The following is a 22,859-nucleotide window of genomic DNA, read 5'->3' as shown; positions in this document are numbered from 1 at the left end:
CGAACCCCCCTGTCCGGGAGTGGTTCCGCCGGCGGCGGACGCGGCGGTGGCCGGGTCGTCGGCCGTCGCTCGCGAATCGGTGCAGATGCTCACACCGGGGCCAACGAGGCGAGATCACCACCGTCACCGGTGACACCCGAACAGTGCCCGAATGTCGCAGCTGATCACTCAACGTGATCGAAACCCGGAGTGACCGACCTTGAGACCCCGGGTGGGTGGACTACGCCGGACGGGTGGACGGTCGGGGTCACGGGGGGATCACAGTTGATCACCGGGTGGCGTCTAGCCTCGGTCGTGTGCTGACCGCCGACACGGAGGCGGATCCCCGTCCGGGATCCGGCCCCACCGACCGCCGGTCGCGTCCGACCGACCGCCTGCTCGCCGCCGCGCTGGGCCTGCTCTCGGCGGTGCTGGCGCTGGCGATCCCGTTCCTGCCGGTCGTGCAGAACACGGCGACCGTCAGCTGGCCGAACGCCACGACCGGCACCGCGCCGCTGAACGCCCCCCTGGTCGCGTACCGGCCGGAGAGCCTGACCGCGACGATCGGCTGCGACGCGATCCGCAGCCTCGACGACCGCGGGTCCGGCCGCGCGACCGTGCTGTCCACGACACCCACCGGCGCCCCGGACGGCGGCACGGTCGGGCTGCGCATCGCCGTCGCCGACGGGGTGGTCACCCTCGACAACCGCGGTCAGCGCATCGCCACCGCACCGCTGCCCCCGCCGGGCGCGCCCTGCGCGCTCACGTTCACCTCGGACTTCGACGCGACGACGGCGACCCTGGGCGGGGCCACGCTCTACGAGTTCGCCGGCGACGGCCGTCCGCAGCTCACCGGGATCCACTCCGACCTCGACGCGGCCCGCGACCCGATGGGCGGAACGAGCGTCCGGTTCGACACCGACAACCGCTACGACACCGACGCCTCGACGCTCAAGCTCGTCGCGGGCGGTGTCGCGATCGTCGCGCTGTTCGGCTCGCTGTTCTTCCTGCGCCGGATCGACGACGCCGACGCCCGCCGCGTCGTGCACGGCCGCCGGCTGGCGCGCCGGCTGCGCGGGCAGGACGACCTGCGCGACGCCGTCGTCGTCGGCGTGCTGGTCGTGTGGGCCCTCATCGGGTCGATGACCAGCGACGACGGCTACATCCTCGACATCTCCCGGGGCAACGACACCGCCGGCTACATCGGCAACTACCACCGCTGGTTCGACGTCCCCGAGGCACCGTTCGGCTGGTTCTACCAGCTGTACTCGCTGTGGAGCGGGGTCTCGGAGTCGGTGCTGTGGCTGCGCGTCCCGGCGCTGGCGATGGGCGTCGCGTCGTGGTTCCTGATCAGCCGGGCGCTGCTGCCGCGCCTCGGCACCCGGGTCCGGCGCAGCCGCTCCGCGGGCTGGGCCGCAGCCGGGGTGTTCCTGTGCTTCTGGCTGCCGTTCAACAACGGGCTCCGCCCGGAGACCGTCGTCGTGATCGCGGCGCTGGTGTCGTTCGTGATGCTGGAGCGCGCCCTGGCCACCCGGCGGCTGCTGCCGGTCGCGGGGGCACTCGTCGCGGGGGCGTTCGCCGTCGCGGCGACGCCGACCGGTCTCATCGCGCTGGCCCCGTTCCTGGCCGCGGCCCGGCCGCTGCTGCGGCTGTTCACCGAGCGGATCCGCACCACCGGGTGGGCCGCCACCCTCGGCCCGCTGCTCGCGGCCGGTCTGATCGTGCTCACCGCCGTCTTCGGCGACCAGACCCTCGCCACCGTCGCCGAGGCCACCCGGGTCCGCCAGGACATCGGCCCGAACCTGCCCTGGTACCAGGAGCTCGCCCGCTACGACCTGCTGTTCAGCGACAGCCGCGACGGCTCGCTGCAACGCCGCTTCCCGGTCCTCCTGCTGTGGCTGTGCATGATCGTCTCGACGATCGTGCTGCTGCGCCGCGGCCGCATCCCGGGCGCCGCGCTCGGGTTCTCCCGGCGACTGCTCACCAGCACCGCGCTGTCGTTCGCGGTGCTGGCCCTGACCCCCACGAAGTGGACGCACCACTTCGGCGCGTTCGCCGCGCTCGCCTCGGGCGTCGCGGCGCTGGCCGCGCTGGCGACGAGCACCGGTGTGCTGCGCTCGCGACGCAACCAGGCGCTGTTCCTCGGCGCGGTGCTCGCGGTGACCGGTCTGGCGTTCCGCGGCCCGAACACCTGGTGGTACGTCTCGAACTGGGGCGTGCCGTGGTTCGACAAGCCGGTGTCGGTCAGCGGGATCCAGGCGACGACGGTGCTGTTGGTCCTGGCGTTCCTGTCGCTCGTCGTCGCCGGGGTGGAGCACCTGCGCTCGACCTCCGGGGTGCCGCGCCCGGTCCGGCGGACCCTCGGGCGTCGGCGCGGCCGGATCGGGACCGTCCAGGCCGTCCGGCTCGGGTCGGCGCCGATCGCGGTGATCTGCGCGTTCATGGTGCTGTTCCAGGTCGCCTCCCTGGCCAAGGGCATGGAGAAGCAGGCGGGCTCCTACTCCCTGGGCGCCGACGTCCTGACCGACCCGACCGGGTCGCGCTGCGGGCTCGCCGGGCGCATCCAGGTCGAGACCGACCCGGCCGCGAACGTGCTGCCCGTCGCGCCGGAACCGGCCGGTGTCCCCGACCCCGGTCCCCTGGCCGAGGGCGTCACGCCCGACGGCCTGCCCCCGACCGGACCGGGGTCGCTGCGCGACAACAGCGGCGACGGCGACGACCGGCCCGGCGTCACCGGTACCGGCCCGCTGGGTGGGCCGGTCATGGGCAGCTGGTCGCCGGACCCGGAGAACGTCGGCGACTACCGCTCGGTGTGGCACGCGCTGCCCGCCGCGGCCCGCGACGGCTCCGCGCCGCTGGTGCTCGGCGTCGCCGGGACGATCGGCGGCGGCAACACCGTGACCCTGCAGTTCGCCCGCGACGGCGCGGTCGTCGACGAGATCGAGCCCGGTGGGGCCGTCAGCAGCACGTCGGACTACTCCGGCGGCGCATCGGGCGGCCAGGCGTGGCGGGACCTGCGCGTCGACCTGGCGGGCCGCCCGGCCGCCGACGCCGACCGGGTGCGGGTGGTCGTGTCCGACCGCGGCATCGGGGCCGGGTCGTGGGTCGCCGTCGCCCAGCCCCGGGTCCCGCGGCTGACCCCGCTGACCACGATCGCCGCCCGCGGCACCGCGTACCTGGACTGGGCGACGTCGTTCGTGCACCCCTGCGTGCAGCGCTTCGGCGTGCACCGGGGCATCGCCGACGTGCCGGTGTTCCGGATGCTCGCCGACCCGCAGCAGCGCACCGTCGCCGACGAGTGGGGCCGCAGCCGGTTCGGCGGGCCGCAGGGCTGGCTGGTCCGGACCGCCGCCCAGCGCTACGTCCCGACCTACCTGCCCGGCGCCTGGGACTTCGACTGGGGCCAGGTCCGGCTCGTCGAGCCCTACGACCCGCGGGCCGTCCCGGCCCCGGTGCAGGACGGTGGCCGGACTCTGTGGGGCTGGCAGCAGGTCGGGCAGGCCGGCGCCCCACCGTCGGACCCGGCGCCGTCGCTCGACTGATGAGACGGCAGACTCCACGGGACAGTTGACAGCGAAGGGTGTTTGCTGGAGATGCTTGATTCCGCCCGGCCATCGCGAACCGACGACGCCGCTGAGGACCTTGCTGCGCAGAACGGTGTGGCGCCACGGACCTTGATCGCCCAGCGCGGCCTGTTCACAGGCCCCTCCGCGCTCGTACCGGAGGACCTCTATGCCGAGATCCTTCGAGGCGCCGCTCGCCGCACGCGCGATCGGATAGATCTGACGGCTGCCACGCACGTCTCCACCAACTCCTACTGGGGGCGGTTCCACGCCACCTACTGGCAACGCTGGACGGCAGTTTCCGAGGTCAGGGTGAGCTTGCGGGCCAATGGACACGGTCGCGTATGGCTCATGGCTTCGGATACCAACAAGGTGGCTCGGGCTGTCGACACGTTCCCGGTGGACAGTGCGAAGCCCACCACCGTCCAACTCGTAGGCTCGATCGATCGATTCGTCGACGGCGGCGGCCTCTGGCTGGAGTTCGCCACTGAGACCGCCGAGCTTTCGGTCTCCGAGGTTCAATGGACCGTAGAAGCGAACACGCATGCGAGACCGACCAGTATTACAATCTGCACCTTCAATAGAGTCGACGACTGCCTCAAGACCCTTGAGAGCATTCTTGGTGACGAGATGGCTCTCGGCCGGGTGGATATCGTGCGCGTCGTGGATCAAGGTACTGACCCGATCGAGTCGAGTGAACAGTATCCCGCGATCTCACACGCTTTCGGTGATCGACTGGCGTACATGCGTCAGCCGAATCTCGGCGGAGCTGGTGGATTCACACGAGGGCTCTACGAAGCCACGGCGGATACACCGGCCGAGGACCACGACGTCCTCCTCATGGACGACGATGTACTCCTGGACCCCGAGATCATCGTGCGCCTGACGGCGTTCGCAGCATGTACCACTTCCCCGACCATCGTCGGAGGACAGATGCTGAACCTCCTCCACCCGGCCCATGTGCACATCACTGCAGAATACGCAGATCCCGAGCGCTTGGAGGCGGGGCAACCCGTTCAAGGCGGTCTCCACGAGGCCTACCTCCTGGGGCGAGACGAACGTTTCCTGCCGAATGTACTGGATCGACGCGCCGACACGATCTACAACGGCTGGTGGTCCTGTTTGATCCCCGCGGCGGTGGTCCGCGGGATCGGCTACCCCCTACCGATCTTCTTCCAATGGGATGACGTCGAGTACGGCTATCGGGCGCGCGAACACGGCTTCGCGACAGTCGCCCTCCCGGGGGCGGGTGTGTGGCATTCCGATTTCGGCTGGAAAGACTGGGACGAGTGGCACCGCTACTTCAACCTTCGCAATGCCTTGATCACGGCAGCGCTACGCACACCCTTCAACCGCAGGAAGATCTGCGCTGCGGTGACAGAGCTACTGGCCCAGTACCTGGTCGCGATGCAGTACGGGCTGGCCGCGACGCTGCTGACCGCCGTCGACGACTTCCTGCGCGGCCCGTCGGTCCTCGACGACGGCTCGGCCTCCGCGGCGGCGGAGATCCGCCGGATCCGCGCCGCCTACCCCGAGACGACGGCCGTGCCGCTGGCGCAGGCCGGGCTCGACGTGCGCGAGTCGGTCGTGCACCTGGCCGGGGGCAAGCCGTCGAGGATCGTGCGGACCTGGGTGAAGCGCGCCCTGCTGCAGGCCACCGGGCGGGTGCCGTTCCGCTCCGGGATGGTCCCGGCCGGAGAGGCTCACTGGTGGCACGTGGCGCTGTTCGAGCGCGCGATCGTCACCGACATGGCCGAGACCGGCGTCCGCATCCGGACCCGCGACGCGGAGCGGCTGCGCGAGCTCACCACCCGCGGGGTGCACACGGTCCGGCGGCTGTGGAACGAGGGACCGCAGGTCGCCCGGGAGTGGCGGGCCGCCGAGCCGCGGCTCACGTCGCGGGAGACGTGGGCGCGGCTCTACGACGCGGGCTGACCCGCCCGCGCGGGCGCCCGACGAGCACCGCGACCAGCACCACGACCGAGGCGACCGGGGCCGGGTGCCCGAGCACGAACCCGGCCACCAGGTCGACGACGACCGCCGCGCTCGCCGCCGCGAACATCCATCGCGGGCCGGTCACTGGCCGGGGCCTGCCCGCCGACCAGCGGGTCCGGCCCCACGGCTTCGCGACCGACAGCCACGCCTGGAACGCGATCGCCGCGACCATGAGCAGCGTCAGCGGGAGCAGCTCGGGCGGCAGCGGCCCGGCCGGGTCGGCGTGGGCCGCGTCGAGCCGCGTCGAGATCACCCCGATCCCCAGGTAGAGCTGGGCCAGGGTGATCCCAAACTTCACCGCGACCCAGCGGTGGTGGAAGAAGCCGTAGGGCGTCGCGGCGGCGAGGACCATGCCGGTCAGCGCGGAGCCGACGGCGAGCGGGGCGAGCAGCACGGCGTCGAGGTGGTGGGCCCCGAGCAGCGCCGCCGGGCGGGCCACCGGGTCGCCGCCGAGAACCTGCAGGACGGCGAGCGAGGCGGCCAGCGCCGCCCATCCGACCGAGGTGAGCACGTGCAGCCAGACGGTGGTCCGCCGCCAGGTCGTCGTCGAGAACATGGTGTGAGCACACCGGATCCGGCGTCCGGGGGGCTCCGGGGTCACCCGGAGCCGGCCCCGGAGTCAGCCCAGGAAGTCCCGTCCGGTGTAGTCCCGGTCGGCCAGGGTCGGCAGCCGCTCCCAGCCCCACCGTCGCTGCGTCCCGACGGTGAGGTCCCAGCCGTCGGTCGGGTGCTCGTAGCGCACCCGCTCGACGTGCGCGGGCGCGAACATCGCGCGCCCGCCGGGCGGATCGAGCCGCGAGGGCAGCTCGTCGAAGGTCGCGGTGCGACCGATCCCGGCGAGGGTCCCGCCGTTCGCCGGGAAGAACGCGGTGGCCTCGGTCGCGCCCTCCAGGTCGTCGCCGGTGCGCAGCCGCCACTGGGGGGCCTGCGCGATGCCGTGGCGCACCGCGATCTGGTCCTGGCAGGGCCACAGCACCGCCGAGGCCTGGTCGGCGAACACCGGGGCGTCGCCGAGCACCGTGCGGGCGGGCAGGTCGCGGGCGGGCCGCGGGGCGCCGACGGCGAGCCAGGTGTCCGGCCCGTCGATCCGGTCGTCCACGACGACCCGGACCCGGTCGGCGGGGCCGGGCAGGGTCACCGCCACGTCCCGCCAGTCGGCGACCTTCGTCCCCGGCAGGTCGACCGTGGCCGTGCCGGCGCCGGACTCGACCCGCACGGCCTGGTCGCCGCGCAGGTCCCCGGTGAGGGGCAGGATCAGCCGGGTGGTCCCGGCCGGGACGGGGAACCAGCCGGCGTCGAGGGTGCCGGTGCCGGCGTCCTCGGTGTGCCAGACGGGGCCGGGGATCGACGGGCGGTCGGGCGGCGGGCCGTCCCGCATCACCCCGGTGAGACGGGGCGGGTCACTCGGGAGCGCGGGCGTCGCGTCACCGGGGACGGTGACGGTCAGCGCGTCGGCCAGCCCGCAGCCGTCGCCGGTCAGCATGGCGAGGTTCATCGAGGCCACCGACGTGCCGGGGGCCTGTTGCACCGGGGCGACGACGAACACGGCGAGCATCAGCGCGACGCCGCCGGCCGTGGCGACGCGCAGCACCGCCCGGTCCGGCCGGGGCGTGCTCCCCCGCCGCCGGGCCCACCACAGCGCGGCGGCGACCACGAGCAGCCACAGCAGCGGGCTGCGCAGGTACAGCGGTCCGAGGTGCGGTGCGAGGACCTGCTGGTGGATCGGCGCGTCGACGACCGAGTGGTTCCCGAACGGCTGCCCCCAGTCGGAGAACGGTCGCCACAGGTTCGGGCCGGCGTAGATCACCGCGGCGACGACGCCGAGCACGGCCGTCCCCACCGCGACGAGCCGGGCCGGGGCGCGCCGCGGCAGCGGACCGCGGGCGAGCGCGATGCCGAGCAGCAGCGTCGCGGGGGCGGCGACGGCGCCGAAGTGGTTGACCCACTTCGTCGGGCTGACGGCGACGGCGACGAGGCCGAGGGCGGTGGCGGCGAGCGCGAACCCGAGCGCCGAGCCCAGCGGGCCGCCGGTGCCGCGGCGCGTCGCGAGCCGCACCGCGCCCAGCGCGACGACGGCGACGGTCAGCAGGACCGGCAGACGTCGTCCCCAGGTGCCCTGGTCGTCGGGGCCGAGGAGGTTGGCGTAGTGGACGTACTCCGAGTACCACTGGTACTGGAAGTAGTACCAGCGGTGCACGGCGACGGACTCGCGCACGTCGGCGAGGGTCTGGTCGGCCAGTCCGAGCGGCACGACCACGCTCGCGGCGGCGAACGCGACGGCGGCCGTCGCGAGCCGGGTGGCCCACGGCGCGTGCGCGAGGTGCCACCACACCAGCGGCAGGGCGAGCAGCAGCGGCATCGCGGCGACCAGCGCGGTCGGCGCGGTCGTCACCCCCACCACCGCGACGACGACGGCCGGCGCGAGCAGCCCGACCGCCCCGGTGCGGCGGGCGGCGGCGACGAGCAGCAGCGCCCCGGCGGCGGCCGCGGTCCCGGCGGGCTCGGGGCGCAGCGCGATGCCGTAGGGCAGGAACCAGGCCAGGTGCGCGACGGCGAGCGCGGCGACCACCCCGGGCCGGACGCCGGCCCGGCCCGCGAGCGCGGCGAGGGTGTAGCGCAGCAGCACCCAGGTCAGCAGACCCAGCACGACCGGCACCACGCGCAGCGGCCCGAGGCCCCAGCCGACGAGGCTCCCCCACCACTGCAGCAGGTACTGGCTGGTCGCGAACGGCGCCTCGGTGACGTCGAGCTGGTAGATCGCGTTGCCGATCGTCCCCGTCCGCGCGCCCTGGCGGGCCATCAGCGCGTACCAGGAGTCGTCGATGTTGAGCGGCCCGAGCACCGCCCAGGCACAGCTCACGACCAGCACCACGAGGTCGGCCGGACCGGGGCGGACGGGCGCGTCGAACACCCGGCGGGTGCCGGTCCAGGCCCGCACGGCGACGGCGAGGGTGGCCGCCAGCGCGAGCAGGTGCGCGACGAGCAGCGCGACCTTCAGCGGCGACGGCGACGACGCGTAGCGCGCGTCGGTGTGCAGCGTGACCGCGAGCCCGGCCGCGGCGGGCCCGGTGACGTCGGTGGCGAGTTCGGCGACCTGCGGCGGTGCGACGTCGAGGCGCTCGGCGAGGATCGCACCGTCGCGGGCGACGACGGTGCCCCCGTCCGCGGAGGTCACCTCGAACACGCAGCCCGACCCCGCGGGCGCGGTGGCGAGCACCCGGTCGCCGGTGCGCAGCGTGAGCGTCCCGCCGGCCACGCTCGCGACGAAGCCCGGCGCGGTCACCGGGTTCTCCTCGGCGGCGGGCATCGTCCGCAGCACGTCGCCCTCGCCCAGGGCGGCCGCCGCGGCGCACGGGACGGTCGCGGAGAACTCCAGCGGCCGGTACGGCGAGAGCGGCAGCACCGTGCTCGCCGGTGCCTGTCCCGCCCGGGGCCAGGTGACGACCGGGTCCTCGGCGTCGACGGGGGCGAGCGCGGCGGCCAGGCCGAGCAGGCAGGTGACGACGCCGAGCAGGAGCAGCAGCGGCCCCCGGCGGGCGGGGCTCACTCGAAGATCTGCTTCCAACCGTCCTTGCCGGTCAGCACGGGCGCCGCCGCCCGGTAGCGGGCGCGCAGGCCGTCCCAGTCCGCCGCGACGGCGCGGTGCAGCCGGAACGACTCCGCGACCATCTCCTTGAACATCGCCGGGTCACGACGGCGGAAGGTCACCCCGCGGCCGTCCGGGGTGGACACCGTCGCGGAGTCCAGGCCGGCCAGCACGAACCACTGGGCGTTCTTCCACGGCACGTTGCGCTGCGGCCGCTCGCGCAGCGCCGGGTCCGGGGTGCGCAGGTTGCGCAGCACCCCGCGGGCGAGCCCGACCGCGGCCTTCGCCCGGCCCACCGGGGGCTTCGGGAACAGCTGGGCGCCCAGCGCGTCGAGGTCGGCGAGCGGCACCTCGGTCGCCGAGTCGAGCGGGCGGCCGTCGTCGTACTGCGCCCGCAGGGCCCGGATCTCGTCGAGCACCACGGGCAGCTTCGGGAACAGCGCCTCGGGCCCCGCCAGGAAGTCGGTGAAGCCCTTGATCTGCAGCGCGACCGCCGAGTACTCCATGAGCATCAGGTGGCGCAGGGTCCGCTTGAAGGTCTCCTTCAGCATCGCGCGCGGGTCGTCGGGGCCGTGCAGGGCCGCGGCGACGAGCCGGTTGCGGTAGTGGAAGTAGGCCTGCCAGTCCGAGGAGTCGTCCTTCTCGATGAAGGACATGTGCCAGATCGCGACGCCCGGGACGGTCGCGGTGCGGAACCCGGCGGCGCGGGCGCGCAGGCCGTACTCGGCGTCGTCCCACTTGATGAACAGCGGCAGCGGCAGCCCGAGCTGCTCCGCGGCCCGGCGCGGAATCAGGCACATCCACCAGGCGTTGTAGTCGACGTCCACGCGGCGGTGCAGCCAGCGGGTCTGGCGCAGGGTGCGCGCGGCGAGGTCGTGGTGGGCCTCGGTGTCCGGGGCGGGGCGCCACAGGAACTGGTTGCGGTCGACGACCTCGCCCATGGTGGACAGCTGCGAGCGCGCCTGCAGCGACAGCATCTGCCCGCCGACGAGCATCGGCTCGCGGGAGAACCGGCTGAACGCGATCGCGCGGAGCACCGACTCGGGCTCGAGCAGGATGTCGTCGTCCATGTAGAGGATCTGCTCGCAGTCGATCCCGCCCGCGTGCGGGCCGGTGCCGTGCAGGACCTCGTACATGATCCGGGCGTAGCCGCCGGAGCCGCCCAGGTTGGGCTGGTCGATGATCCGCAGCCGGTCGCCGAGCGCGGCCGCGGCCTGCTCGTAGCCGGCCTCGTCGCGGACCTTGCGGGTGCCCTGGTCGGGGAGGATCACCGCGGTGATCGCCTCGAGGACCTGCGGGTCGGAGCCGAGCGCGGTGAGCGTGGCGACGCAGTCGGCGGGCCGGTTGAACGTCGGCATCCCGACGACGACGGCCGCGCGGCCCGGCGCGTCGTGCGGGGCGTGCCAGCCGCCGCCGTGCAGGGTGAGATCGGCGTCGTCGGTGGACAGGTCGAACCAGTACCAGCCGCCGTCCTCGAAGGGCCGCAGGTCCAGTTCCAGGGTGACCCGGCGGCGCCCGGAGACCACCTCACCGGCGACGACGATCTGCGACCCGTCGGCTTTGGTGCGGTAGACGTCGACGCGGCCCGAGCCCTCCAGGTCCAGGCGCAGCTCGATGCTGGTCAGCGTGGACCAGGCCCGCCAGTAGCCGGCGGCGAAGGCGTTGAAGTAGGCGCCGAAGGAGACCTCGGTGGCCGCGGGGACGGTGGCGCTGGTGCGGTCGAGGATGCGGGTACGGCGGCCGCCGATGGTCGACACGGTCAGCGAGAGCGGACGCGCGTCCTCGTCGGCCAGCGGCTCGACCGGGGCGAGCGTGGTGCCGGGGCGCTCGTCGAGGTAGAGCGCGCGGACGGCGGTCGGGTCGGCGGGCCGGGGCAGGACCACCCGCTGCAGCAGCGTCTCGCCGCTGGTCGTGGCCGGGGTGGTGGAGGACACCTGACCTCGCTGGTCCGTCGTGGTCATCGCAGGAGCTGCCTCTGTCGTCGCGGGGGCGCGGGGGTCCCGGGCGGCGGCGCTGCCGGTCCGCCCGGGTCCGGGTGGAGTCGTGCGCGAGCGTAGCCGCGCGCGGTGCGGGAGCCGGGAGGCGGGCGGGTGCGGCGGGGAAGCGGTGTGGATCGTCCGGTTCCCGCCCCGGCTCTGCGCCCTACCAGGCCGCGTCGAGGATCTCCCGCACGTCGTCCTCGGTGGGAGTGCGCGGCGCGTTGGCCGTCACCGGGTCGGCCACGGCGGCGGCCGCCAGCACCGGCAGCAGCCCCCGGTCCACGCCGAGCTCGTGCAGCGGGCGCCGGACGCGGATGCCCTCGACGAGCGCGGCGATCCCGGCGACGGCGTCGGCGGTCCCCAGCGCGGCCCCGACGCGGGCGTACGCCTCCGCCGCCGCGTCGGCGCTCCAGTGCATGACCTGCTCGTTGACCGACGCGAGCGCGACACCGTGCGGGGTGCCCGTGTGCGCGGTGACCGCGTGCGCGATGCCGTGGACCAGGCCCAGCCCGGACACGGTCAGCGCCTGGCCCGCCAGGTGCGCGCCCAGCAGCAGCTGCGCGCGGGCCTCCAGGTCGGTGCCGTCGTCGACGGCGACCGGCAGCCACCGGCCCACCAGGGCGACGGCCTGGGCGGCGGCGGCGTCGGAGACCGGGTTCGCGCCGCGGGAGGCGAGCGACTCGACGCCGTGGACGAGCGCGTCGAAGCCGGTGGCGGCCGTCGCCGCGGGCGGCAGGCCGACGGTCAGCTCCGGGTCGAGGACGGCGACGCGCGGCCGGACCGAGGCGTGGCCCAGGTAGACCTTCCGCTTGGCGCAGGTGTCCTCGACGACGCCGAACCCGTTGGTCTCCGCGCCCGTCCCGGCGGTGGTGGGGACCGCGATCAGCGGCAGCCCCGCGACGGGGGAGGACCACAGGTCGTCGGTCGCGCGGGCGCCGTGGTGGGTGGCGAGCAGCGCGATGCCCTTGGCCGCGTCGAGCACCGAGCCGCCGCCGATCGCGACGACCACGCAGGAGCCGAACGCGCGCAGCGCCGTCGCGCCGTGCTCGACGACCGTCGTCGACGGGTTGGGGCCGATGCCGTCGAACACCTCGGTCCACAGCCCGGCGGCGGTGAGGTCGCCGACGACCCGGTCGACGATGCCGGTGGCGCGCAGCCCGGCGTCGGTGACGACGAACGCCGCCGGCCCACCGAGGCCGTCGACCAGCGCGGGGACCCGGGCGACCGCGCCGGGACCGAACTCGAGGGCGCAGGTCGCCTCGACCGTGAACCCGTTCACCGGACCCGCCACCGTGCGATCGCCTCCTCGTCGAGGGTGAACCCGAGGCCGGGGGCGCTCGGGACCGCCAGCATGCCGTCGTCGCCGACGGTCAGGGGTTCGGCCAGCGGGAAGTCGCGACGCGCCGGGGTCCAGTCCGGCGGGTCGTAGGGGAACTCGAAGAACGGGCCGCCGCCGACGCCGGCACAGACGTGCAGGTTCGCGAGCACGCCGATGCCGTTCGTCCAGCTGTGCGGGGTGAACGCGCGGTGGCGCAACAGGGCGAGCTCGGCGAGGGTGCGGACCCGGCTCATCCCGGCCGCGAGGACGACGTCGGGCTGGTGGACGTCGAGGACGTCGTCGTCGAGCAGGCGCAGCAGCTCACCGAACGAGCGCTGCATCTCCCCCGCCGCGATCCGCAACCCGGGGTTGTCGGCACGCAGGGTGCGCATGCCGTCGGCGTCGGCGTAGGGCAGCGGCTCCTCGACCCAGAAGACCCCCAGGTCGGCGAGTCGCCGGACGAGGCGCCGTGTCGCGGCGAGGTCGGTGGCGGGGGCGACGTCGCCGGCCATCCGCCACGCCTGGTTGAGATCCACCATGATCGCGAAGTCCTCGCCGAGCGCCTCCCGGACGGCCGCGACCGCGCCGATCCCCTCCTCGACCCGGTCCCGGTCGATCCGGATCTTGACCGCACGGAAGCCCTCCTCCGCGACCCGGTGCGCCACCTCGGCACGCTCCGCGGGCGGGCGCAGCACGCAGAACGACGCGTAGGCGGGCACCGCGTCGAACGTGCCGCCGAACAAGGTCGCGACGGGCAGCCCGGCGACCGCGCCGGCGAGGTCCCATAGGGCCGCCTCCAGCGGCCAGTAGTGGCCACCGTGCAGCGCACAGGTCTCGATGACGCGCACATGCCGGGCGATCGCGAGCGGATCGGTGCCGACGAACAGGTGCCGGTAGGCGTCGAAGCCGTCCATGGTGTCGCCGGAGCCGATGCCGACGACGCCGTCGTCGGTGTGGACGCGCACGATCGTCGCGTCGAACACGGTGCGGGGCTCGGGGTCCCAGGCGGCACGCAGCGGCGGGTCGAGCGGGAGGCGCACCCGGTCCAGCGTGATGTCGGTGATCTTCATCGGGTCCGGGGTGGTGTCGGGAGCTGGTTCCGGCTCGGGGTGCGATCGGGGGCGGTGCACCCCGAGCCGGTTGGTCCCGAATGTAGGAAGTCGGCACGGCCGCGGCCAGGGGCCACCGGGAATCGAGATCATCGTTGCGCTGAGGGCAACCGGGACTAGCGTCGCCGGTGTGCACAACGGCTACGGGCTCGGCCGCGACGTCGCGCTGCTGGAGGCGCTCGCTTCGGACGAGGCCGTACCCACCGACGGGCTGGGCGTCGCCGCGGTCGCACGGCTGACCGGGCGGGAGAAGAGCCAGGTCTCGCGCGCGCTGCGGGCCCTCGCCGACGCCGGGCTCGTCGAGCGCGACGAGGACACGCTCGTCTACCGCCTGGGGTGGCGGCTGTTCTCGCTCGCCGCGCGGGGCACGGGCGGCCGGCTGACGGCCGTCGCCGAGCCGGTGCTGCACCGGCTGGCCGCCGAGACCGAGGAGACCGTGCACCTGTGCGTGCTCCGCGACGACGCGCTGCTGACCGCGCGGACGGTGTCCGGGCACTCGTTCCGCACGACCGGCTGGGAGGGCAGGCGCGCGCCGCTGCCGTGCACGTCGGCGGGCCGGGTGCTGCTCTCCGACGCGACCCCCGACGAGCTGTTCGTGCGCTTCGGCGCGGTCGAGGACCTGGTGCCGGACTACCCGCACTCCCGGGTCCGGACGGTCCCGCAGCTGTGGCAGGCGATCCAGGAGGCCGCCGAACGCGGCTGGGCGGTGTCCCACGAGGAGTTCGAGCCCGGCGTGGCCGGGGTCTCCGCACCGGTGCGCGACTTCCGCGGCCGGGTCGTCGCGGCGCTCAACGTCTCGGGGCCGACCGCCCGGCTGCACGGCCGGTTCGACGAGACGGGTCGGGCGACGGCGGCCGCCGCGGCCGCGGTGTCGGCGGAGCTGGGGTGGACGCCGGGGCGTTCCGCCCCGTGATCAGTCCTCGGCCTCGGTGCCCGACAGCGGGCGCCCCTCGGTGAAGTGCGGGACGAGGCGGTTCTCGTACATCGTCAGCGCCGACCCGATGGCCATGTGCATGTCGAGGTACTTGTAGGTCCCCAGCCGCCCGCCGAACAGCACACCCCGGTTCGCGGTCTCCTTGCGGGCCAGCTCGCGGTAGCGGTCCAGCTTCGCCCGGTCGTCGGGGGTGTTGATCGGGTAGTACGGCTCGTCCCCGGACTCGGCGAAGCGCGAGTACTCCCGCACGATGACCGTCCTGTCCTTCGGGTAGTCCCGCTCGGGGTGCATGTGGCGGAACTCGAGGATCCGGGTGAAGGGGACCTCGGCGTCGTTGTAGTTGATCACCGAGGTGCCCTGGAAGTCGCCGGTCGGCTCGACCGACATCTCGAAGTCCAGGGTGCGCCAGCCCAGCTCGCCCTCGGCGTGGTCGAAGTAGCGGTCCAGCGGTCCGGTGTAGACGACCGGCACGTCGGAGGGCAGCTGCTCGCGCACCGCGAAGTAGTCGGTGTCGAGCACGACGTCGATGTTCCCGTGGTCCGCCATCCGCTCCAGCCAGGCGGTGTAGCCGTCGGTCGGCAGGCCCTCGTGGGTGTCGTTGAAGTAGCGGTTGTCGTAGGTGTAGCGGACCGGGAGCCGGGTGATGATCGAGGCGTCCAGCTCGGTGGGGTCGGTCTGCCACTGCTTGGCGGTGTAGCCCTTGACGAAGGCCTCGTAGAGCGGGCGCCCGACCAGCGAGATCGCCTTCTCCTCGAGGTTCGCGGCCCGCCCGGTCTCGACCTCCGCGGACTGCTCGGCGATCAGCGAGCGCGCCTCGTCGGGGGTGTGGGCCTTCCCGAAGAACTGGTTGATCAGCGCGAGGTTCATCGGGAACGCGTAGACCTGCTCGCCGACCCGGGCGAAGACGCGGTGCTGGTAGTTCGTGAAGCTCGTGAACCGGTTGACGTAGGCCCACACGCGCTCGTTCGAGGTGTGGAACAGGTGCGCGCCGTACCGGTGGATCTCGATCCCGGTCTCCGGCTCGGCCTCGGAGTAGGCGTTGCCGCCGATGTGGTTCCGGCGCTCCAGGACCAGGACGCGCTTCCCGAGGCCGTCGGCGACGCGCTCGGCCACGGTGAGTCCGAAGAACCCGGACCCGACGACGATCAGGTCGTAGCTGCTCAGGTCGTAACCGTTCAGGTCGGCACTGTCGACGCTCACGGCCATCGAGGGTAGGGCAGGCGTGATCCGGGGCACCCGGCGGCTTCGGTACCCTCGCAGGCAGGTCGGAGAAGCGGACGTATCCGGCACCGTCGTGGCCCGAGGAGAAAATGGCGTGAGCTGGCTGTCCGCCGTCCCCCTCGTGCTGCTGGCCGCTGCCTGGGTCACGCTCCCGGGGCTGGTCGTCGGCCTCGCCGCCGGCCTGCGCGGGATCGCCGTCTGGGGCGCCGCCCCGATGCTGTCGGTCGGTGTGATCGCCGGGTCCGCCGTCGGCGCGAGCATGCTCGGCGTGCCCTGGAGCGGGGCCGCACCGGTCACCGCGGCGGCCGCGTTCGCGCTGCTCGTGGTGGGTGTGCGACGGCTGGTGCTGCGCCGCCCGCTGCTGCCGCGGCCCACCGTGGTGCGGGCCGCCGCCGGGGAGTCGGTCCGGACGCTGCTCCGCGGCGGACCCGACCGGCGCTGGACCGGGCTCGCCGCGCTCGGTGGGCTGACGATCGCCGCGGTGCTGGGCCTGCGGGCCGTGCTGCGCGGGATGGACCGTCCCGACGCGCTGTCCCAGACCTTCGACGCGAACTTCCACTACAACGCCGTCGCCCGGATCCTCGGGACGCAGGACGCGTCGTCGCTCACCGTCGGCGGCCTGGTCAACTCCCCCGGTTTCTACCCCGCGGCCTGGCACGACGTCGTCTCGCTGGTGGCGCCGCTGGCCACCGGGCCGGGCGGGATCGTCGTCGCGTCGAACGTGGTCGCGCTGGTCACCACGCTGCTGGTGTGGCCGCTGTCGGTGCTCTTCCTGGTCCGCACCCTGGTCGGGCGCTCGGCCGGTGCCGCGCTGGCCGCGCCGGTGCTCGCGCTCGGGTTCGTCGCGTTCCCGTGGACGCTGGTCACCTACGGCGCGCTGTGGCCGAACCTGCTGGGCGTCTCGCTGGTGCCGGCCGCGCTGGCCGCGACAGCGCTCGCCGCGCGGCCGGGTCTCGGGCCGGACCCGGTGTCGCCCGCCCGGCCGGGCCCGTACCCCCCGGGACGGGTGGCGCGCTGGTTCCCGGCGGGGGCCGCCGTCGTCGCGCTGGGATTCGCGCACCCGAACGCCCTGTTCGGCGCCGTGGTCGTCGCGGTACCGCCGATCCTGTGGGGCCTCGCGGGCGCGGTGCGCCGCGGGCTGCGCGGCGGTGTGTGGCCCACGGTGCGCGCGGTCGTCGCGGTACCGGTCGTGCTCGCCGCGCTCGGCGGCGTCGCTTGGTTCATGTTCGTCTCTCCCGCCCTCGACGGCATCCGCGGCTACTACTGGGAGCCGGAGGTCTCGGTCACCGACGCCGTGTGGAACGCGGTGCTGCACAACCCCGAGGACAACGCCCCGGCGTGGTCGATCGCGGTCCTCACGGTGGCCGGGGCGGTGTGGGCGCTGCGCCGGGCCCGCACGTCCTGGCTGGTCCCGGCGCACCTGCTCGTCTGCACGCTCTACGTCGTCGGCGCCACCACGTGGTCCTCGGTGTGGACCGGGGTCTGGTACAACGACTCGCCCCGGATCGCCGCGCTCGTCCCGGTGACCGCGGCCCCGCTGGCCGCGCTCGGCCTGGTGGCGCTGTGCTCCCTGGCCCGCACCCTCGCCTGCCTGGTCCGCGACCGCCTCACCCGGGCCGCGCCCGCCGTCGCCGGGCTGCCCCGGCCCCGGGCCGCGGTGCTCGTCGCGATCGGGGTGATCGCCGTCGTCGTCACCTCGGGCGGGCTCTACCAGCGCTCGCACATCGACTCGCTCGCCGCGATCTACCAGACCCCGGAGGAGGTGCTGGTCGGTCCGGAGCAGGCCCGGTTCCTGCGCGAGGCGGGCGACCTGCTGCCGTCGGACGCGGTGGTGGCGCAGAACCCGTGGGCCGGCACCGCGATGCTGTGGCCGCTCACCGACCGGCAGGTGCTGTTCCCGCACCTGACCGGGGTGTGGTCACCGGACCAGCGGATCATCGCCGAGCGGCTGCGGGACGCCTCGAACGACCCGGCGGTCTGCGCGGCCGTCGCCGAGACCGGCACCGGCTACGTGATCACGGCGCCGCCCACGTTCTGGCAGCCCGACCCGCTGGCCGCGCAGTGGCCGGGCCTCGACGACCTCGCCGACGCCGACGGGTTCGAGCTGCTCGCCCGCGACGGCGACAACGCGTTGTGGCGTATCACCGCCTGCGACGCGGGCCGGGTCGTCGGGTCCTGATCACCCGGTCGGGCACGGGACCGGCGGGGCCGTAGGACCGCCGGTAGTCTCCGAGACCGGCCAGCGCCGGTGAATCGGGTCCGGTGGGTCGTCGACGGCTCCGGGTTCGGCGCCGGGAGAGGAGCCGCGACCTCGATGGCCGGACCCACCTGGCTGTCCGCGCTGCCCACCGCACTCGTCGCGGTGTTCTGGGTGGTCGGGCCCGGTCTCCTCGTGCTGCGGGCGTGCGGGGTCCGCGGGATCACCGCCTGGGGCCTGTCCCCGCTGGTGTCGACCGCGGTCGTCTCGTCCTCGGCCGTGCTCGCGCCGCTCGTGGGGGTGCGCTGGGGGCCGTGGGTGCCGCTGGGCGCCGCGGTCGTGCTCGCGCTGCTCGGCGGGCTGTTCCGGGCCTTCGTCGCCCGCCGCCCGGCCGGCAGCGCGCTGCACCGGGGCTGGCGGACGGCGCTGCGGTCGTGGACCCCGGGCCGGCGGATCCGGGCCTCGCTGGCCCGCCTCCGCGCCCCGAAGGGCCGGTTCGCGAAGCGCCCCGAACCGATGACGACCGCGATGCCCCAGGTGTGGCGGACCTCCGCCCAGCGCGCGGGCACCGACGGCCGCCGGGCCGGGGTGGCCGCCGCGGCCGGTGTCGTCGTCGCCGCCGGGCTCGCGTGGTGGACGGTGGTGCTGGGGTTCGGCCCGGTGGACGCCCTGTCCTCGACCTACGACGGTGTCTTCCACTACAACGCCGTCGCCCACATCCTGCAGTCCGGCGACGCGTCGTCGCTGACGCTGGGCTCGCTGACGAACCCGTCGTCGGCGGTGGCACTGTACCCGGCGGGCTGGCACGACCTCGTGTCGCTGGTCGCGATGCTGTCCGGCAGCGGGGTCCCGGTCGCCACCAACCTGACGGCCTGGGTCGTGGCGGGGGTGGTGTTCCCGCTGTCCGTGGCGGCGGTGAGCCGCCAGGTCATGGGCCCGTCGCCCGGTGCCGCCCTGGTCGCGCCGGTGCTGGCCACCGGGTTCACCGCCCTGCCGTGGGCGCTCATGTCGTTCGGGGTGCTGTGGCCGAACCTGCTCGGGGTGGCACTGCTGCCCGGGTACCTGACGTTGCTGCTGGCCGTCGTCGGGGTGGCCGAGCGCAGCGTCATCGGCGCGGCCGGCGCGGCGACCACCCTGGTCCTGACCCTGCCCGCGCTCGGTCTCGCCCACCCGAACGCGCTGTTCAGCCTCGCGGTGCTCGGCCTGTTCCCGGTGCTGTGGGGCATCGGCGTGCTGGCCCGGCGCCGGCTGCTCACCCGCCGGTTCTGGCAGCCGGTGGTGGCCGTGGTCGGCGTCGCCGGGATCGTCGCCGCCGTCCTGTGGTTCATGACGGCCTCACCGCTGACCGCCGGGGTCCGCAGCTTCGACTGGCCCGCGTTCACCGACGTGCCGACGGCGATCGGTCAGGTGCTGTTCCACTCCTCCAACGGCCGTCCCGACCTCGTCGTGCTGTCGGTGCTGGTCGTGATCGGCGCGGTGGCCGCGCTGCGGCACGTCGCGACGTCGTGGCTGGTGCCCGCGCACGTCGCCTCCGGCGCGCTGTACGTGCTGGCCGCGGCCGACGACGGCACGACCTCCGCCGCCCTCACCGGTGCCTGGTACAACGACTCCTACCGGCTGGCGGCGATGGTGCCCGTCACCGGGGCCGTGCTGGCCGTGGTCGGGCTGTGCGCCGTCGCGTCGGTCGTGCGCCACGTGCTGCTGCGGATCCCGCCCACCGCGGCCCTGGCCCGTCGGCGGGTGGTCGCGCCCGCGCTCGCGGCGGTGCTGCTCGCGGTGGTCGTCGCCACGACCGGCGGGATGTCGGTGGCGACACACGCCGACGTCCTGGCCGGGCCGTACCAGCGGCCGTCGGACGCCATCCTCGAACCGGGGCAGCGCGAGTTCCTCGACGAGGTCGGGCGGATCGTCGGCCCCGACGACGTCGTGGCCGCGGACCCGTTCACCGGCAACTCCCTGCTGTTCCCGCTCACCGGGCGCCGGGTGCTGTTCCCGCACCTGATCGGGAACTGGACCCCGGAGCAGATCCTGCTGGCCACCCGGTTCCGCGACGTCGGGACCGACCCGACGATCTGCACGGCGGCCGCCGACCTCGGCGTCGACTGGCTCCTGACGGGGCCGATCACGTTCTGGCCGAACCACGGGGGCGCCCGCTGGTACCCGGGGCTGCACGACATCGCCCCGGTGCCCGGGTTCGAGCTCGTCGCGACGGGCGGGGGCCAGGAGCTGTGGCGGCTCACCGCCTGCGCCCCGGGCGCGCCGGTGACCCCCGGGGCGCAGGCGTTCGCCCCGCCCGGTCCGGACGGTGCGCCCTCGTCCCCGTACGGTGGGTGACCCCCCGACGCCCTCGACGGAGACCACGTGACCGACCTCCCCGAGTACGAACGCTCCCTGCGCATGGTGGAGCGGCGGACGCTCGCCACCGGGTTCGCCCGGCAGATCGCGATCACCACCGAACCCTTCCTCGACCTGCCGTTCCGTGACGCACGGGTGGTCGATCTCGGCTGCGGCTACGGCTACACCGCACTGGAGCTCGCGGGGCTGTGCCGGGAGGTCGTCGGCATCGAGCCGAACGGCGCGCTCGCCGCCGAGGCGACCCGGCTGGCCGCCGAGGGCGGGGCCGACAACTTCACGTTCCGTGTCCAGGGCATCGGCGAGTTCGGCCACGGCGACGACGCCGGTTCCTTCGACGTCGCCGTGCTCGACAACGTCCTGGAGCACCTCGACGACCAGCCCGACGCGCTGGAACGGATCGCGTCCTGCCTGCGGCCCGGCGGCGTCGCCTACATCCTGGTGCCGAACCGGTGGTGGCCGATCGAGGCGCACTACGCGCTGCCGTTCCTGGCGTGGCTGCCGCTGCCGCTCGCGACCCGCTACCTGCGCTGGTCCGGGCGCGGCAGCGACTACACCGACGCCAGCTACGCCCCGAGCTACCTGCGGATGCGCCGGCTCCTCGCGCGCCGCCCCGACCTCGACGCCCGCTTCACCGTGCCCGGCGACGTCAGCCTGGCCGAGGGCGGCGGGTCGCGGCTGTACGCGCTGGGCGTCTCGGCGCTGCGCCGCTTCCCGGCGTTGTGGGCGATCTCGAAGGCGTTCCTCGTCGTCGCTGTGAAGAAGCAGCCCTGACCGTGGCGCGACGGCTCCTCGCCGCGGCCGACCTGGTCGTCGGCCCGGTCGTCGCCGTCGGGGTCGTCGCCGCGGGGCTGCTGCTCGCAGACCGGATCACGGTCCCGGCCGGGTCGAACGTCGGGCTGGCCCTCACTGCGACCGGTGGTGCGCTCGTCGCCGCGGTGCTGGCCGCCGCCGCGTGGAGCCGGTCGCCGCTCGTCGCCGCGCCGCTGTCGTGGGTGGGGCTGGCGGCCCTGCCCGCGCTGCCGCTCACGCTGTTCCTGGCGAACACCCCGCACTACCTGTTCGGGGTCGGCGGGGACCAGCAGTTCCGGGTCGCGTTCCTGACCCGGTTCGCGGACTCGGCGCGCCTCGCGGACTTCGCCTACGCGGACATGCCGCCGTACTACCCGGCCGCGTGGTTCTGGCTCGGCGGGCGGGCCGCGGCGCTGCTGGGTGTCGACGCCTGGGCGTTCCACAAGCCGTTCTCGATCGCGACGCTGGCGGTCACCGCCGTCCTGACCTACGCCCTGTGGGCACTGGTGACGTCCCGCCCGCGGGCGGTCGGGGCAGCCGTGGCGACCACCCTCGCCGGGTTCGTGACGCTGGCCGCGTACTCGCCGTACTCGTGGCTGACCGCGGCACTCGTCCCGCCGCTGGCCGTGCTCGGGCTGCGGCTGGTGCGCCGGGACGGGGGCTCGTGGGTCCGGACGGCGCTGCTCACCGGTCTCGTCCTCGGGCTGGCCGCGGTCACCCACACCCAGATCCTGGTGTTCGCCGGGTTCGTGCTCACGGTGCTGGCCATCGACGGCCTGGTGACGCGGACGACCCGGCCCGCGACGCTCGGGGTGACGATCGTCGTGGTCGTCGCCGCGGCGCTGCCGCCGGCCCTGGTGCACTGGCTGCCGTACCTGCTGGCCTCGGCCGGGCAGCCCACCTACAGCGCGGGCCAGCACTTCCTCGCCGAGGCGGGGTCGCGCTGGCCGCTGCCGATGCTGGAGGCGACCCCGGTCGGGGCGCTGTGCCTGCTGGGCACGGTCTGGATCGTGGCGCGGTTCCGCTCCTCGCCGGTCGCCCGCGGCCTCGGGATCACCGTGGCCTGCGGCTACGCCTGGTACCTGCTGTCGACGGCGGCGCTGGCGTTCGGCAGCACGCTGCTGGCGTTCCGCATCCAGCCGATCCTCACCGCGGCACTGGCCTGTGGTGCGGTCTGGGCGGTCGCCTCACTGGCCGGCGTCCTGCGCGACCGGGGCGTCCGTGCCGGGACCTGCGCGGCCGTGGCGACGGCGCTGGCCGCGGCGGTCGTCGTCGGGCAGGTGCAGTCCGTCCCGCAGGACTACGGGTGGGCCGGGACGGCCCAGGACTACCGGCCCGACGGGACGCGGCCCGACGGCTCGCGGGACCCGGCGGAGGCGAACGCCTGGCTCGGGGACCTGCGCAGCACGATCGACGGTCTGACCGGCCGTCCGCCGCGGGAGGTCGTCGTCGCGAGCGCGAACGCGACCCTGCTCAGCTACGTGCCGTACTTCGCGTTCCAGGCGTCGCAGCCGCAGTACGCGAACCCGCTCGCGGACTACCCGGCCCGCACCGACGAGGCCCGCCGCTGGGCGGCCGCGGCCGACCCGGGCCGGCTGCTCGACGCGCTGGACCGGGCCCCGGAACGGGCACCGTCGGTGTTCGTGCTGGACCGGGCCGCGGACGGGACCCTGCGGCTGCCGCTGTCGCAGGACCGGTTCCCCGACCCGCGCCAGGGCGCCGAGCCCGCGGTGTTCGCGCCGCAGCTGTTCGACGACCCGGCCTGGCAGCGACGTGACGTCGGCCCGTACGCGGTGCTGGTCCGGGCCGGGGTCCCCCCGGTGCCCTGACGCCC

The 22,859-nt window shown here is 74.5% G+C and carries 13 protein-coding genes; 7 read left to right on the top strand and 6 right to left on the bottom strand.

The window, feature by feature from the left end; all coding sequences use genetic code 11:
- Nucleotides 1–296 precede the first annotated feature (296 nt).
- Nucleotides 297–3,521 carry an arabinosyltransferase domain-containing protein gene (locus ZF1_RS00725; protein ID WP_482636244.1) on the top strand — a complete coding sequence of 1,075 codons (3,225 nt, stop codon included), beginning with the start codon at nt 297–299 and terminating at the stop codon, nt 3,519–3,521.
- A 51-nt stretch (nt 3,522–3,572) separates the two neighbouring features.
- Nucleotides 3,573–5,477 (top strand): glycosyltransferase, encoded by a 1,905-nt coding sequence (locus tag ZF1_RS00720; protein ID WP_482638659.1) that lies wholly within the window; start codon nt 3,573–3,575, stop codon nt 5,475–5,477.
- Here ZF1_RS00720 and ZF1_RS00715 read toward each other — a convergent pair.
- The 5 genes from ZF1_RS00715 to ZF1_RS00695 form a co-directional block, all read right to left on the bottom strand.
- On the bottom strand, nt 5,434–6,093 hold the full coding sequence (locus ZF1_RS00715) for a hypothetical protein (protein WP_482636243.1): 660 nt from the start codon (nt 6,091–6,093) through the stop codon (nt 5,434–5,436). The genes ZF1_RS00720 and ZF1_RS00715 overlap by 44 nt on opposite strands.
- Nucleotides 6,094–6,156: 63 nt before the next feature.
- Entirely contained in the window at nt 6,157–9,084 is a 2,928-nt protein-coding gene (locus tag ZF1_RS00710; RefSeq protein ID WP_482636242.1) for an arabinosyltransferase domain-containing protein, read from the bottom strand.
- Entirely contained in the window at nt 9,081–11,084 is a 2,004-nt protein-coding gene (locus ZF1_RS00705; RefSeq protein ID WP_482636241.1) for a glycosyltransferase, read from the bottom strand. Before ZF1_RS00705 ends, ZF1_RS00710 begins: the two co-directional genes overlap by 4 nt.
- 181 nt (nt 11,085–11,265) lie before the next feature.
- The gene (locus ZF1_RS00700; RefSeq protein ID WP_482636240.1) at nt 11,266–12,381 is read right to left on the bottom strand and encodes an iron-containing alcohol dehydrogenase family protein; all 1,116 of its coding nucleotides are present in this window, start codon (nt 12,379–12,381) and stop codon (nt 11,266–11,268) included.
- On the bottom strand, nt 12,378–13,490 hold the full coding sequence (locus tag ZF1_RS00695; RefSeq protein ID WP_482636239.1) for a mandelate racemase/muconate lactonizing enzyme family protein: 1,113 nt from the start codon (nt 13,488–13,490) through the stop codon (nt 12,378–12,380). The genes ZF1_RS00700 and ZF1_RS00695 overlap by 4 nt, the downstream gene beginning before the upstream one ends.
- A gap of 169 nt (nt 13,491–13,659) precedes the next feature.
- On the opposite strand from ZF1_RS00695, the gene ZF1_RS00690 reads away from it, so the two are divergent.
- Nucleotides 13,660–14,442 carry an IclR family transcriptional regulator gene (locus tag ZF1_RS00690; protein WP_482636238.1) on the top strand — a complete coding sequence of 261 codons (783 nt, stop codon included), beginning with the start codon at nt 13,660–13,662 and terminating at the stop codon, nt 14,440–14,442.
- On the opposite strand, the gene glf is transcribed toward ZF1_RS00690, so the two are convergent.
- Nucleotides 14,443–15,669: a UDP-galactopyranose mutase gene (glf, locus tag ZF1_RS00685; RefSeq protein WP_251783231.1), complete on the bottom strand. Its 1,227-nt coding sequence runs from the start codon at nt 15,667–15,669 to the stop codon at nt 14,443–14,445.
- Between the two features lie 109 nt (nt 15,670–15,778).
- Here glf and ZF1_RS00680 point away from each other — a divergent pair, with 109 nt between their 5' ends.
- The 4 genes from ZF1_RS00680 (at nt 15,779) to ZF1_RS00665 (ending at nt 22,854) form a co-directional block, all read left to right on the top strand.
- The gene (locus ZF1_RS00680) at nt 15,779–17,863 is read left to right on the top strand and encodes a DUF6541 family protein (protein ID WP_482636237.1); all 2,085 of its coding nucleotides are present in this window, start codon (nt 15,779–15,781) and stop codon (nt 17,861–17,863) included.
- Between the two features lie 135 nt (nt 17,864–17,998).
- A complete protein-coding gene (locus ZF1_RS00675; protein WP_482636236.1) occupies nt 17,999–20,215 on the top strand; it encodes a DUF6541 family protein in 2,217 nt (738 codons plus the stop codon).
- Between the two features lie 27 nt (nt 20,216–20,242).
- Complete coding sequence (locus ZF1_RS00670) at nt 20,243–21,007, top strand: class I SAM-dependent methyltransferase (RefSeq protein WP_405420490.1); 765 nt, start codon at nt 20,243–20,245, stop codon at nt 21,005–21,007.
- Between the two features lie 2 nt (nt 21,008–21,009).
- Nucleotides 21,010–22,854 carry an arabinofuranosyltransferase gene (locus ZF1_RS00665; RefSeq protein WP_482636235.1) on the top strand — a complete coding sequence of 615 codons (1,845 nt, stop codon included), beginning with the start codon at nt 21,010–21,012 and terminating at the stop codon, nt 22,852–22,854.
- Nucleotides 22,855–22,859 lie beyond the last annotated feature (5 nt).

It is taken from the genome of Pseudonocardia sp. ZF1 (genome assembly GCF_056835605.1).
Note: the sequence above shows the minus strand (reverse complement) of the source record. Positions and strands in the feature narration are given on the sequence as shown.